The organism is Psychrobacter coccoides (genome assembly GCF_017498085.1).
Classification (GTDB): Bacteria; Pseudomonadota; Gammaproteobacteria; order Pseudomonadales; family Moraxellaceae; genus Psychrobacter; species Psychrobacter coccoides.
Genome location: NZ_JAGBKM010000005.1, coordinates 82,926 through 96,882, shown reverse-complemented (window position 1 = coordinate 96,882; position 13,957 = coordinate 82,926). Strand labels below are relative to the sequence as shown.

Annotated in this window: 11 protein-coding genes; 6 read left to right on the top strand and 5 right to left on the bottom strand. The window is 45.4% G+C overall.

The window, feature by feature from the left end; all coding sequences use genetic code 11:
* Positions 1-384: 384 nt before the first annotated feature.
* Positions 385-1,248, top strand: a complete 864-nt coding sequence (gene aroE, locus J3492_RS04400) for a shikimate dehydrogenase (RefSeq protein WP_207990287.1) — start codon at positions 385-387, stop codon at positions 1,246-1,248.
* 27 nt (positions 1,249-1,275) lie between these two features.
* Here the strand turns inward: aroE and J3492_RS04395 are convergent, their stop codons facing one another.
* Positions 1,276-2,355, bottom strand: a complete 1,080-nt coding sequence (locus J3492_RS04395) for an FUSC family protein (RefSeq protein ID WP_207990285.1) — start codon at positions 2,353-2,355, stop codon at positions 1,276-1,278.
* A 380-nt stretch (positions 2,356-2,735) separates the two neighbouring features.
* Here J3492_RS04395 and J3492_RS04390 point away from each other — a divergent pair, with 380 nt between their 5' ends.
* Positions 2,736-4,556: an acyl-CoA dehydrogenase C-terminal domain-containing protein gene (locus tag J3492_RS04390; protein ID WP_207990283.1), complete on the top strand. Its 1,821-nt coding sequence runs from the start codon at positions 2,736-2,738 to the stop codon at positions 4,554-4,556.
* A gap of 145 nt (positions 4,557-4,701) precedes the next feature.
* On the opposite strand, the gene J3492_RS04385 is transcribed toward J3492_RS04390, so the two are convergent.
* Positions 4,702-5,100 carry a 5-carboxymethyl-2-hydroxymuconate Delta-isomerase gene (locus J3492_RS04385; protein WP_207990281.1) on the bottom strand — a complete coding sequence of 133 codons (399 nt, stop codon included), beginning with the start codon at positions 5,098-5,100 and terminating at the stop codon, positions 4,702-4,704.
* Positions 5,101-5,171: 71 nt separating this feature from the next.
* On the bottom strand, positions 5,172-5,660 hold the full coding sequence (gene ybaK / locus J3492_RS04380; protein WP_207990279.1) for a Cys-tRNA(Pro) deacylase: 489 nt from the start codon (positions 5,658-5,660) through the stop codon (positions 5,172-5,174).
* Between the two features lie 130 nt (positions 5,661-5,790).
* On the opposite strand from ybaK, the gene plsB reads away from it, so the two are divergent.
* Positions 5,791-8,529, top strand: a complete 2,739-nt coding sequence (gene plsB, locus J3492_RS04375) for a glycerol-3-phosphate 1-O-acyltransferase PlsB (RefSeq protein ID WP_207990277.1) — start codon at positions 5,791-5,793, stop codon at positions 8,527-8,529.
* A gap of 173 nt (positions 8,530-8,702) precedes the next feature.
* On the opposite strand, the gene ettA is transcribed toward plsB, so the two are convergent.
* Positions 8,703-10,364, bottom strand: coding sequence for an energy-dependent translational throttle protein EttA (gene ettA / locus J3492_RS04370; protein WP_207990275.1), 1,662 nt, complete (start codon positions 10,362-10,364; stop codon positions 8,703-8,705).
* Positions 10,365-10,813: 449 nt separating this feature from the next.
* Here ettA and J3492_RS04365 point away from each other — a divergent pair, with 449 nt between their 5' ends.
* Together J3492_RS04365 and J3492_RS04360 are read left to right on the top strand one after the other, a co-directional pair.
* Positions 10,814-11,107, top strand: a complete 294-nt coding sequence (locus J3492_RS04365; RefSeq protein ID WP_207990273.1) for a GNAT family N-acetyltransferase — start codon at positions 10,814-10,816, stop codon at positions 11,105-11,107.
* A gap of 128 nt (positions 11,108-11,235) precedes the next feature.
* Entirely contained in the window at positions 11,236-11,529 is a 294-nt protein-coding gene (locus tag J3492_RS04360) for a 4a-hydroxytetrahydrobiopterin dehydratase (RefSeq protein WP_207990271.1), read from the top strand.
* 104 nt (positions 11,530-11,633) lie between these two features.
* On the opposite strand, the gene J3492_RS04355 is transcribed toward J3492_RS04360, so the two are convergent.
* The gene (locus tag J3492_RS04355) at positions 11,634-11,789 is read right to left on the bottom strand and encodes a DUF1328 domain-containing protein (RefSeq protein WP_192522713.1); all 156 of its coding nucleotides are present in this window, start codon (positions 11,787-11,789) and stop codon (positions 11,634-11,636) included.
* A 425-nt stretch (positions 11,790-12,214) separates the two neighbouring features.
* On the opposite strand from J3492_RS04355, the gene J3492_RS04350 reads away from it, so the two are divergent.
* Positions 12,215-13,510 carry a saccharopine dehydrogenase family protein gene (locus J3492_RS04350; RefSeq protein ID WP_207990269.1) on the top strand — a complete coding sequence of 432 codons (1,296 nt, stop codon included), beginning with the start codon at positions 12,215-12,217 and terminating at the stop codon, positions 13,508-13,510.
* The last annotated feature ends 447 nt before the right edge of the window (positions 13,511-13,957 follow it).

Genomic DNA, 13,957 nt, shown 5'->3' with positions numbered 1-13,957 from the left:
TGTGCAGGCTAACAAAGTAGTCTATGTAGGCGATCGCTCTACCACTGGGTCATATAAACAGATGTTGCAATAATTGCGCCAATGCCAAACCTTGCACTGCTCAGGATGATTAACTAGGATGTATGGTGGCTTTGTTCTGATAGCAGCTAAAAGCGCAAACAAAAGACACCCATACCAACTGCTTTATGATATAGCCAAAACCACAGTGTACCCAACTGCCCAGCGCTTGACTAGCCCTTAGGTTACACGTAAGAGACGTCAAAAGCATAAATTTGTTAAAGACCTTATTATCCCCTATTATAAGTAAGTTTTGGTTGGTTTTCCCTACCCTTTCTTTCTGTCATCCCTATCGTGGTTTTAGTCGTTATCGTCAATGGAGTAATTATGACCCAGCACTTTATCGTTATTGGCAATCCGATTGCTCACAGCAAATCTCCTGAGATTCATCAAGTGTTTGCGACGCAAGTAGGTCTTGATATTCACTATGAGCGTCAGTACTGTCCAGACGATAGTGACAGCTTTACCTCAGTGGTTGAGGCTTTCTTTCACGGCGGCGGTGTGGGCGCTAATGTGACTGTACCATTCAAACAAGTGGCTTATGACTGCTGTGTCGCTCGTGGCGGCTTGTCTGAGCACGCCAAAGTCGCTGGTGCCGTCAACACCCTGCTATTAAATAAAGCGCTACTCGAGCGTGGCGTACCGATGACCGAAGCGCTATACGGTGACAACACCGACGGTCAAGGCTTAGTCAATCATATCGTCAGCTTAGGCTGGCCACTGAAGCAGGCTCGGGTAGCCATCATTGGGGCAGGCGGTGCGGCCCGTGGTGCAGTCTTGCCCTTGATTGAAGCAGGGGTACAGCAATTAACCATTGCCAATCGAACCTTAAGCAAAGCGCAAACCTTGGTGACAGAGTTAAGCGCTGCCAGTCCACACATTGGCGCACATGACATTCAGACCTGCTCAATGCACGACCTGACAGGGCAGTACGATCTGATTATCAATGCCACCTCTATCGGGCTGTCAGGCGATACCTTACCACTGGCTGAGGACCTAAACTGCCAGTATGCCTATGACATGATGTACGGACGCACGCTGCCATTTTTGCAGCATTTCAAGGCACGTACAGCACAGATCTCAGATGGTTATGGTATGCTGATTGGCCAAGCGGCATTAAGCTTTGAGCGTTGGACGGGTTACACTATCGACGTCGCACAAGCGACCGAGGCGTTACAACAAAAACCTTGAGTCAACTCATTGCATTGACTTATTAAGCTAACTCAGGCGGACAAGCAGCCATTGTTCAAACCGCTGTAGTGGCGCACGCAAGGTCGCAGAATGCATCACTAGCCCGCCGCTCAGACCGACCAAACAGCCGATAGTCGTGTCGAGCATACGTACACGAATGATCTCCTGCGCCCCAATCTGGGTAGGCATCACCGTACTGCCATACTCGGCAATAAATATCGTTAATGGCGTGATAAATATAACCGCCAATCCATAATGGCGATCGACCAAGGCCTCAATACACAGCATCAATACCAATATCGATAACGCCACCTGCCACATCGATAGATGCCAAGACATCATCCAGCCGGCCAGTCCCATCCCGATCAAAGTACCCAGCAGACGATGCAGCTGCTTGATCCAAATCGTCCGCATCTGCATCCCTTGAATGATAATAAAGCAACTGACCGCCGCCCAGTACGGGTAAGGCATCTGTAGCAGCATAGCAACCAACAAAGCCAAGCTGACAAACCCAGCGACGATGACACTCTCTGTGATGGTTTCAGGTTGATAGTGATAGCTCGGCGTAACGCTGGAGGGACGGGTTACTGCCAAAAGCAGCGTATATAGCAGCGCCATCACTATCGCAAACACACTGCCTAGCATCACAATACCTATCGATGACAGCACCTGATCCAGCGCCACAGGCATAAATAACGCAATAGCCCCTGCCATCATTATAAATAGCCCAGCAGGCGGCGGCTGCCGATAATAACGACCAAATACAATCACCCCAAATGCCATCAATGCAAATACTGGCAACCGAATGCTAGGGACTTGCTGAGCGATCAGGCCTAGCGCAAAGCATAGGATCATCGCAAACCCCCATGCCATCACGGTCACCAATCGATAAGGCAATGAGCCAACCAAAGGCAAGTTTAAAATCACCATCGCACCTAGTGAGGCTTTGATGCCAGCAGAGAGCGCATCAAAATAAGCACCGACAAACACCGGAAAGCTGATAGCAACCGCTGCCACGATAGGCAGATGCCAGGGCCGGCGGCTTTTATTGACCGTCAATAGGTGATTCAGCTCACCATCAATCAAATGCTTTATATAATTCAGCACCCTTGGTTATCCTTTGGCTTGGCTCTAAGAGACATCTCGATAAAGCCATAACGCTTCATCGGCGTAAAATAAATCATCATTTGTAGGCCGTATAGTCATTGAATCGACTTGTCATTAATAATTATAAGTAATAAATTAACAATCAAGTCATGAATTTTATTTATGAAGAGTGTATTTGTCTGTATATAAGCACTATACTAAGAATATACTTATATACCTACCCTGTTAATTAAGTAGTGCTAAATGATACGATTAGATGGATAAACAGTGTTAAACAGCTTCAATTGATAACACCCCTTAAGCTGTCGTGCTTACTATCCCAGTACTGCATAAACTCTGGCCTCTAAACAAGCAATACAAATCAATTAAAGAGAACAACTATGTTAACTTACAAAGCCCCTTTACGTGATATAAAATTTTTAATAAATGATGTGTTTGACTATCAAAGTCACTATAAAGACTTAGACAATGGTGAAAACGCCGACCCCGAAACGATCGATATGATCTTACAGGGCATGGCTGACTTTGCAGAAAACGTTTTAGCGCCTATTTATCAACCTGCTGATGAAGAAGGCTGTCATTTTGAAGATGGCGTGGTTACTACCCCGAAAGGCTTTAAGGAAGCGTATGAGCAGTTTGTAGAAGGTGGCTGGCAAGGCATCTCCTACCCTGAAGAGTATGGTGGAATGAACCTGCCCATGTCGCTCAACCTAATCAAGGCTGAGATCATCGGCACAGCCAACTGGCCTTGGTCAATGTATCCTGGCCTATCGACAGGGTGTATCAACACCATGATGCAATACGGCACTGAGGAACAAAAAGAAACCTACCTGCATAAGCTGGTCGAAGGCTCTTGGTCCGGTACCATGTGTCTCACCGAGCCGCAGTGTGGTACGGATCTGGGTCAGGTTAAATCAAAAGCCATTCCTCAAGAGGACGGCAGTTATAAGCTTAGTGGTACCAAAATCTTTATCTCAAGTGGTGAGCATGACTTAACAGAAAACATCATTCATATCGTGCTTGCTCGTCTACCTGACGCACCAGGGGGCACGCGTGGTATCTCACTATTTATCGTACCAAAGTTTTTACCTAACGCAGAAGGTGAAGTTGGCGAACGTAATGGGGTCAGCTGTGGTTCTATCGAACACAAAATGGGCATCAGCTCATCATCGACATGTGTCCTAAACTTTGATGAAGCCACTGCTTACTTGATTGGTGAACCAAACCGTGGTCTAAAAGCAATGTTTACCTTTATGAATACCGCCCGTCTCGGTACAGGTATTCAGGGCTTGGCTCACACTGAGTTGGCGTTCCAAAATGCCCTGCCCTATGCCAAAGAGCGCCGTTCTATGCGTGCGCTATCAGGCACCAAAGACCCTGAAAAAGTAGCTGATGCTATTATTCATCACGCTGACGTACGTCGTATGTTATTGACACAAAAAGCCTTTGCAGAAGGCGGGCGTTCGATGATTTATCACGCAGCGCGCTATGCGGACAAAATGTCCCAAGGTATCGCCAAGGGTGATGATGAAGCGTTTGAAAAATGGGATGACAAACTTGGGTTTTATACCCCTATCCTCAAAGGTTTTTTGACTGAGATAGGTATCGAAGCAGCTAAGCACGGCCAGCAGGTCTACGGTGGCCACGGCTATATCAAAGAGTGGGGCATGGAGCTGATCGCTCGTGATGCTCGTATCGCCACCATGTACGAAGGGACGACTGGTATTCAAGCGCTGGATTTATTGGGTCGTAAGGTTATCTTACAGTCTAAAGGCAAGATCATCCGCGACTATACATCAAGCATCATGAAATGGTGCGGTGAGTATGCGCTTGATAAAGAAATGCGTAAATTTGTCTGGGCACTCACCAAACTATGCGCTGAGTGGAATACATTGACAGTACGCCTGATGTTGATGGCACGTAAAGACCGTGAAATCATCTCAGCAGCTTCAGATGACTTCTTGATGTACTCAGGTTATATCATGATGGGATACCACTGGGCACGTATGGCTGCAGTCGCACACAAGAAGCTAGAAAAAGGCGGCGTAGAGTCACCAGAGTTTTATGAAGCCAAAATTCAGACCGCTGAGTTTTACTTTGATAAACTGTTGCCACGCACCTCGGGCCATGCTGAAGCAATGGTCGCTCCAAGCGAAAGCATGATGGACATGCCTATTGATAGCTTTGCTTTTTTAGACTGATTTAGGCAAGGTAAAAATACAAAGCACTTAGTGTCAGCCACACCCCATAAGTTGGATACAGCTTATGGGGTGTTTTTATGTGATCAAGATTTGCCGGCCAGTAGCGATTTTAAAATTCCTTGACTATATGTAGTGTAGCAAGCCGTTACTCTTGTTCTTGCTCTGAGCTTGGTATATCAAGCATTTTCTTTTTGTAAGCGGCGCTAATCTCTTCAACTTCAGCACATACTTGTAGTGCAGCACGTCCTGACTGCTCTTCAGCCAACGCCGCCTCTATCGTGGCTACCAGCAGCTCAGCCAATTGGCTACGAGCCATCATGTCTCGTCCTGTCATAAGCTTTAGATGTGCATAAATAAAGCCATATTCTTGCTCATCATCCTCAACACCGACCAAAAAAGTATCTATTGGCAAGATACGTGATTTAATATCTGTCGGCTTACCAAAATGACCAGTCTCCCACAGCGCTTTGTTGACAGCTTTGAGCAAGGACTCTTCATGAGCGATACTGACATTTGGGGTGGCTTGAATGGTTAAATGCGGCATTTGGACATCCTTTTGTTATCGATAAAATAAGAGGTGAATAACGAAAATAAAAACACACGCTTAGTATAGACTCAGCCATCGACAATATCTGCAAAACCAGCCTTCAAGGTTTCTGCCAGTGCACTCACAGGCAGCTCAATCTCTAGTCCACGGCGTCCAGCACTGACATAGATGCGCTGCTGCGCCTGGGCCAAGCTGTCGATTACGGTCGTTAACTGCTTTTTTTGTCCCAACGGACTGACACCGCCCAGTACGTAACCTGTGCTGCGCTCGACTTTTTTGGGATCTGCCATATGTACTTTTTTACAAGACAGTTGGGGATTGGCAGATAGTGCTTTGGCCATTTTTTTTAGATTGAGTGTTTTATCGACAGGTAAAACCGCTACGGCAAGTTTGCCAGTATCCGTCTCTACGACCAAGGTTTTAAAGACTTGCGCTGGTGTAACCCCCAGCTTATCAGCGGCTTCGAGCCCAAAAGAAGCCGCATTGCTATCGTGCGTGTATTCATGCAGCTGGTAATCAAGTCGGCACTGTTTGGCAATATTAATCGCAGGCGTCATAAATCCTCACGGTCAGATAAGTAAAAAATATAGGCTCTATAATCTAGCAGAGATACAGACACCATATATCGCTTTACGTGCTTTTATGGCATTATAAGGACATTACATAAATATAGCATGACTCTTTATTATGATACCCAATCTATTAAAAAACAAACTTCAAAAAAAGCGCAAACTTAAGACATCAGTGATTTCTGATGCTAAAAAAACGACCACGACCAATCCGTCAGTGCCACCTTCTTATAGCAGCACGCCTATCAATCAGTTGTACCGGAAGGTCTCAGGGCAGACACTCAACGTAGCGGTCAAAGCCAAGCTATTGGGTGAGCTGCCTGTATTGGATGCAGAGGATCAGACACTGACCTTTTATGTCCTACAAGACTACTCACGCTCCAACAGTATCTTGATAGATCTGCAAACACAAGAGTATCAGCTCCCTCCTGCTCTAGTCAGTGTCAAAGACAGCCCGCATGACATCGATGAAAACGCCGCCATTATATTTTTGCATCACCCTAGAGCCAAAGAGCGCAAAGTCTCGCCACGCTTATCTCGCTTGGTGGCTGCCAGTTTACAGCACCCAAACCTAAAGATACGTCTGATACCTGTCTCTATTCTTTGGGGACGTGCCCCCGAAAAAGAAGATTCTTTGCTCAAACTACTGATGAGCGACAACTGGGAAGACCCAAGCATCACCAAGCAGTTGTTTAATATCGGAGTAATGGGGCGTGATACATTCGTCCAGTTCCATACGCCGCAAGATCTACGCACTCTCATTGATGAAACCCTCAATGCAGATAAGAACGATGATGGAGATAATGTAGAGAGACCTGCGACTGCTGATATCAGCCACAGCTCGACATCAAGCCATGCCTTAGTCGCCACCAAAGACGCCAATCGTGAGCTGGTACGAGCGATGCAGCAACAGCTCAACACTTATCTGGATAAGCAGCGTACGACGATGCTGGGCCCTGATTTATCCGATCGGCGCAACCTAGTAGACAAGCTGATCTACTCGCCAGCGATCAAGCATGCTACAGAGATCGAAGCTCAAGAAAAAGGCATCTCTGTGCGGGAAGCACGCAACCTCGCTCGTGGCTATGCCAATGAGATGGTCAATGATTATTCACATGCCATTATTCGGGTGTTTGATCGGTTTTTGACTTGGCTATGGACACAGCTCTATGATGGCGTCGATGTGCATCATTTTGAGCGTGTGCGTGAGCTGGCGACTGATCACGAGATCATTTATGTGCCTTGCCACCGCAGTCATATTGATTACATGCTGCTGTCCTATGTCATCTATAAGCGTGGTTTAAGCATTCCTTATGTCGCTGCTGGTGACAACCTGGATGTGCCGGTGTTGGGGCCACTATTACGCGGAGCGGTGGCGTTTTTTATTCGTCGCAGCTTTCGTGGCAATGCGCTCTATACTGCCGTCTTACGTGAGTATATGCACACGCTTATCACTCGCAACACACCGATTGAGTACTTTATAGAAGGTGGTCGCTCCCGCTCAGGACGTTTATTGCCCCCAAAAATGGGCATGTTGGCCATGACGGTACACAGTCAGCTGCGCCAGAGCAATAAGCCTGTGGTGTTTATTCCGACTTATATCGGTTATGAGCGTATTATGGAAGGAGGGACTTATATTGGTGAGCTCAAGGGCAAACCAAAAGAGTCAGAGTCGCTACTGGGCCTGCTTAAAGTTGGGCGCAAGATAGAGCGCATCTTTGGTAACGTGCATTTAAGCTTTGGGACGCCACTACACCTTAGCGACTTTATGACGAAGTTTGATGTGCCAGCCGATAGTCTCCCTGCTGATCGCACTGATACCCCACTCGGTGCAAACGCCACTGCTATGGTCGATAATATCGGCGTAAAAATCATGCAGCATATCAATAAAGCAGCAGTCATCAACCCTGTCTCATTACTGTCACTGGTGTTATTGTCTGCCCCAAAAGCGGCGCTTGATGAAGACATCTGCCGTGAGCAAATCGCCTTGTATCAGGGTATCGCTCGTAACATGCCTTACTCGGATGATACGGTGATTACCAAGATGAACCCACAGCAAATCATTAATTATGGTATCAAACTCAAGCTTATCGAGCGTACGCCGCATATTTTAGGTGATATCATTCAGGTGGCTGGTAAGCAAGAAGCACTGCTCAGTTATTTCCGTAACAATATTCTCCACGTCTTTATTTTATTGTCATTTATAGCGGCTTTAATTGCACGTAATGGCCGTATCAAGCGCAGCCGCCTTGATGAGATCGTCACGCAGATGTATCCGTTTTTGCAAAGTGAGCTGTTTTTATACTATCCCGCTCACGGCTTGATGGCGGTGTTGGATCAAAAAATCGATAACTTGATTGCTCATGATTTGATTGTTGATTTGGGCGACGGTGTGCTTAGTGCACCTGATGCTAATAGCAACAGCTACCAACAGCTGCAAGTACTAGCCACACCAGTCGAGCAAAGCCTTGAGCGTTACTTTATGACGCTTGCGCTACTGGCGCAGCAGGGCTCTGGTAATTTAACTGAAGATGAAGTGGTCGATCTGTGTCATTTACTCGGTCAACGTCTCTCTGTCTTATATGCTGATGACATTCCGGACTTTTTTGATCGCTCCTTGTTTACCAGCTTTGTCAATGCGCTTATCCGTCTCGATTATCTAAAAAAAGACCAAGACACTGGCGAGCTTTCGTTTGATCAGCGTATCAATGATATCGCCCGTCATGCCAAATACGTTCTGAATCCTGATATGATGCAGACCTTACAGCAGGTGGCCAGCTTGGATGAAAAAGAAATCGCTCATGCCATTACTGAAATCAGTAACAAAAAACAGCGTAAATTTGGCCGTAAGCGTTAGTTTATAAATACTTATAACTTATAGTCAGTCCACTATGAAGTAGATAAAGGGCTACTGAGATGAGTTTATAGCTGTACTCTTTTTATTTAGGACTCACTATATAGCGAGCAAAAAAAGACCTCTAAAGTATTTAGAGGTCTTTTTTGTTGAATCAAGCCAATGTCGTAGTGGCATTAACCGGCAATTTTTTTATACTTCATGCGCTTAGGACCGGCGTCATCACCCATGGTCTTTTTACGATACGCCTCATACTCTGAGTAGTTACCGTCGTACCATACAGGGCCTTCCGGTTCAAAGGCCAGGATGTGCGTGGCGATACGGTCAAGGAACCATCGATCGTGCGAGACTACTAGCACCGTACCTGGGAATACCTGAATGGCATCTTCCAGCGCACGCAACGTCTCTACATCTAGGTCGTTTGATGGCTCATCTAGTAAGATGACGTTCGCACCTTGCTTCAGTGTTTTTGCCAATTGCAAACGGTTACGCTCACCACCTGACAGATTACCGACTAATTTTTGCTGATCGGAACCTTTAAAGTTAAAACGACCGATATAAGCACGGCTTGGGGTTTCGTAGTCACCGACCTTGATAATGTCTAGGCCATCAGACACCTCTTCCCAGACCGTTTTGTCGTCATCTAGGTTATCACGTACCTGACCGACATAAGCGACACTGACACTTTCACCCAAGTCAACTGAACCAGTATCTGGCGTGTCTTTGCCTGTCATCATATTAAACAGCGTGGTTTTACCAGCGCCGTTTGGACCGATAATACCGACGATGGCAGCAGGCGGTACATTGAAGCTGAGGTTTTCATAGAGCAGACGATCACCAAAGGATTTGGAGATATTGTTCACCTCAATGACCTTGTTACCCAAACGTGGACCTGGCGGAATATAAATCTCTGAGGTCTCATTACGCTGCTGGAACTCTTTTGAGTTCAACTCTTCGAAGCGCTGGATACGTGACTTCGACTTGGCTTGCTGACCCTTTTGATTCTTACGAACCCACTCAAGCTCTTTTTTCAGGGCTTTGGCAAAGGACTCTTCTTGCTTGTTTTGATCTTCTAAACGTCTGTTTTTCTGCTCTAGCCACTCAGTATAGTTACCTTCATAAGGATAACCATAACCACGGTCAAGCTCCAAGATCCACTCAGCGACATTATCCAAGAAGTACCTATCATGCGTAATGGCAACGATGGTACCGCTAAAGTTCTTCAAGAACTGCTCAAGCCATGCCACGGACTCAGCGTCCAAGTGGTTGGTCGGTTCGTCAAGCAGTAGCATATCAGGACGTGATAACAACAAACGACACAGGGCCACACGGCGTTTTTCACCACCAGACAGCTTGCTGACATCAGCATCCCAAGGCGGCAGACGCAGGGCATCAGCGGCTTTTTCTAATTGTGTCTCTAGGTTATGCGCATCCCATGACTGAATGATGTCTTCCATCTTACCCTGCTCTTCAGCCAACTTATCAAAGTCAGCATCAGGCTCAGCGTATTCGGCATAGATCTGATCAAGGCGAGCGAGCGCATCTAACGCCTCACGCATACCGTCTTCGACGTTGCCACGCACGTCCTTGCTATCATCGAGCTGTGGCTCTTGTGGCAAGTAACCAATCTTGGTACCTGGTTGGGCACGTGCTTCGCCACTGTACTCAGTGTCTACACCTGCCATAATGCGCAGTAAGGTGGATTTTCCCGCACCATTGATGCCCAAAACCCCGATTTTTGCACCAGGAAAAAAAGACAAGCTGATATCTTTGAGGATTTCACGCTTGGGAGGAACAAGTTTTGATACCTTGTTCATGGTATAAATATATTGTGCCATTGACACTCCGATAGACGACATGAGCCACCAGTCAGCCACCACGCAGATATTGCAGTAGTGCTGCTGATGTTGCTCGATCTCAAAATAAAAATTAGGGCCTGCTGAGTATCCAGCATCCTATACATTATCTGCCATTATCGCATTGTGACACACGCCCTGCAAGCTGTGCGACAGATTAACATTTTGTTTGGATTGTTTATCAGCACTATACTATTTATCGCAATGTCAGTATGGCTATGCCAATAATGCTTAAGCGCTATTCTTCTAAATGACTTCTGTTGTATAGTAACATTTTGCCTATCTATGCTTACTGGAAACAATCGTAGACCACTGGCAAGCAGACCGATAAGGGTTCATAATAAGACGAGTAATCACTCAAAACTTTAGGGCGTATTGAACGTTCACAAATAACGATAAACCACTGATAACAATAGAGATGGAGTTTTTATATGAATAATCAAGCCGACTCGCAAGACTTAAACATCACTCATAATACAGAGGCCAAGCGTTTTGAAACCACAGTTGAAGATCATACGGGTTATATCAGCTACCAAGAGCGTGGCGACACCTTGATCTATGATCATACTCTCGTCCCACAAGCACTGGGCGGTCGTGGCATCGGCTCAAAGTTGGTCAAACATGCGCTTGACTACGCACAGCACAATGACAAAAAAGTGGTATCACAGTGCTCGTTTGTCTCGGCCTATATTGACAGACATCCTGAATACCAAAGCTTGTTATAAAGGGGTCGGCTTTATAAAGGCAACACAAACCCTATAAAAGCTAAAAAGCAGTTTTATGCCCTAAAGGCTTTCATATAATACCTATATGATACTCATATGATTTTGACACAATAATAAGGGATATGGATATGAGCAGCTTATCTGACAAACAAATAGATTTACAATTGGAAGCCTTGGCAGGGTGGCAGCGTGATGGCAATAGTATCGTAAAGACGTATCACTTTAGCGACTTTATTGAAGCCATGAGCTTTATGAATCAAGCGGCCTTTTATGCTGAAGCGCTTGAGCACCATCCAGAGTGGCGTAATACTTATAATATCGTTGAAGTGCGTCTGAGCACAAGCGATACCGGCGGTATTACCAGCCATGATATTCGTTTGGCTAAGCGTATGGAGCATATTATCCAGCCCAAGACGTTTTAGACGCTATGCAGCGTATCTTTCTATCAACCTATCAACAAAAAAACGTCCTTTTATAGGACGTTTTTTATTATAGTCAGTCTTGCATCAACTCTATCGATTGATATTTACATTTTGCGGCCAACGAATGCCACGATAAATAAAATAACAGCAACCACTAAGAAGATATAAGCCAAGTTAGAAGACAATCCAGCGACACCGCCGAATCCTAAAAAACTTGCCAATAACGCAATGACTGCAAAAATAATTGCCCAGCGAAACATAATGATTCTCCTTAATCATCAAAGCACTTGATGGTAAAACGTCAAACAACAACTGGCGCTCATCTTCTTTTGAGAGCTGTGTTACCAGCTGTGCTGCGTTTACGTATTAATAATGCCTATTGTTTTTGTTAGTAGGACCTATTAGGTCGTGATACTAGAGTAGCAATTGTTTTTGGGATAATACGTTCATTTTGGTAATCATCAGACTAGGTTGTGTAATTTATGTAGTCACATTGCCTTATTTGTATCAAGTTTGGGCGTTTTTAGACGTGACTGCGTTTTTATACTTGGTATTAGTGAACCCAAGCCATATGCTTAGGTGTTTACATCTTTTTTCATTCTGTTATTTTTAATACTGCTATTTATTAATAATCCGTTCGTGACATTCTATTCTCATTACAAAAATCAATTAAAGGAAGACCGTTATGGAAAACAATACAGAGACAGCAACCACTCAGCAAAGCACGACCTCTTCAGATCGTACTTATGCAGTGGTGCTCTATGGTGCGACCAGCTTTGTCGGACAAATCACCGCCCACTATCTTGCCCAATTTTTATCTGATACAAATAATGCCGCTGCAGTAGCGGATATCGATTGGGCCATCGCAGGTCGTGACGAGGACAAGCTAAAGGCTTTGCAGGCTGAGCTTGAAAAAACCACTGACAATAAGGTCGACATCATCATCGCTAACAGTAATGATGACGCCAGCCTTGATGCGATGACCAAGCAAACTCAAGTTATTATCTCAACGGTCGGCCCCTATCTTAAATATGGCGAACCCTTGATCAAATCATGCGCCAATAACGGCACGGACTATGTCGACCTTACTGGTGAAGCCATATTTATCAAAGACATGCTCGATAAATATCAAGACGAGGCCAAACAAAGCGGTGCCCGCATCGTCAACTCTTGCGGCTTTGACTCTATCCCTTCAGATCTAGGGGTTTACTTCACCCAGCAGCAAGCCGAAAGTCAGTTTGATCAGTCTTGTGATGTCATCCATATGCGTGTCAAAGCAGCCAAAGGTGGGTTATCTGGTGGTACGATCGCTTCTATGGCAACCATCTTTGAAGAGGTCGGTACAGATAAATCACGCCGTAAGCAAGTGGCCAATCCTTATTTATTAAATGACGATCAAGACGCGCCGAATGTGCGTCAAGATAATATCAGTAAACCTGAGTACGATGAGCAGCATGAGCGCTGGTTAGCCCCCTTTGTCATGGCCAGTATCAACACCCGCATCGTCCATCGCAGTAATCAGCTGCTCGATTATGACTATGGCCGCAATTTCAAATACGATGAAGCCATGTGGATGAAAGATGGGGTCAAAGGTCAGCTGATGAGCTATGGCATGAGTTTGGGCTTAGTTGGTTTTGCGACAGCCATGGTGTTTAAACCAAGTCGTGAGCTGCTATCAAAACATGTGCTACCCAAGTCAGGCTCGGGCCCTAGCAAGTCTGAACAAGAAAATGGCTATTTTGATATACGTTTCTTTGGGGAGACATCCAACAAAGATACGATTAGTACCAAGGTCACAGGTGACAAAGACCCAGGCTATGGCAGCACCTCACGCATGTTGGCACAGTCCGCCTTATGCTTGGCACAGGATGTCTCAAAGCAGGAAGTTGCAGGCGGTTTTTGGACACCGGCGTCAGCCATGGGTGACAAGCTCTTAACTCGTTTAGAGCAACATGCTGGTCTGAGCTTTGAAGTCGTTTAATCAAGGATATAGTCAGTTAAAGACCATTATTAACGGCCTTGCTCTACACTTAGAGTAAGGCCTTTTATTTAATTTGATACGGTTTTATTTTCATATCGTTCGGCAAACAAATACAGACCCCACCGTCCATTATGCCCATATAAACTGACAAGCCTATTGTATAAGTCAGGTAAACATAAATGCTCAGCGCAGGCTGTTCATTTGTCACTTTTGGTGACTAATAATCTGCTCTATATCGTCGCCCACTCACAAAGCTGCCTTCCTAAAAGCATCGATTGCTTACTGATCGCAGTACTGACTGTTTGTATTAAAGACCTGTTCAAAATTTGCACAATGTCACATGTAAACATCAAGCTGTGACTTTGTTAAACAGCTTGCTACTGAACCCCCTGTCACTTAGCTGTTATTTTCACGCTTGAATATTATCTTAGCATCAACCGCATTTAT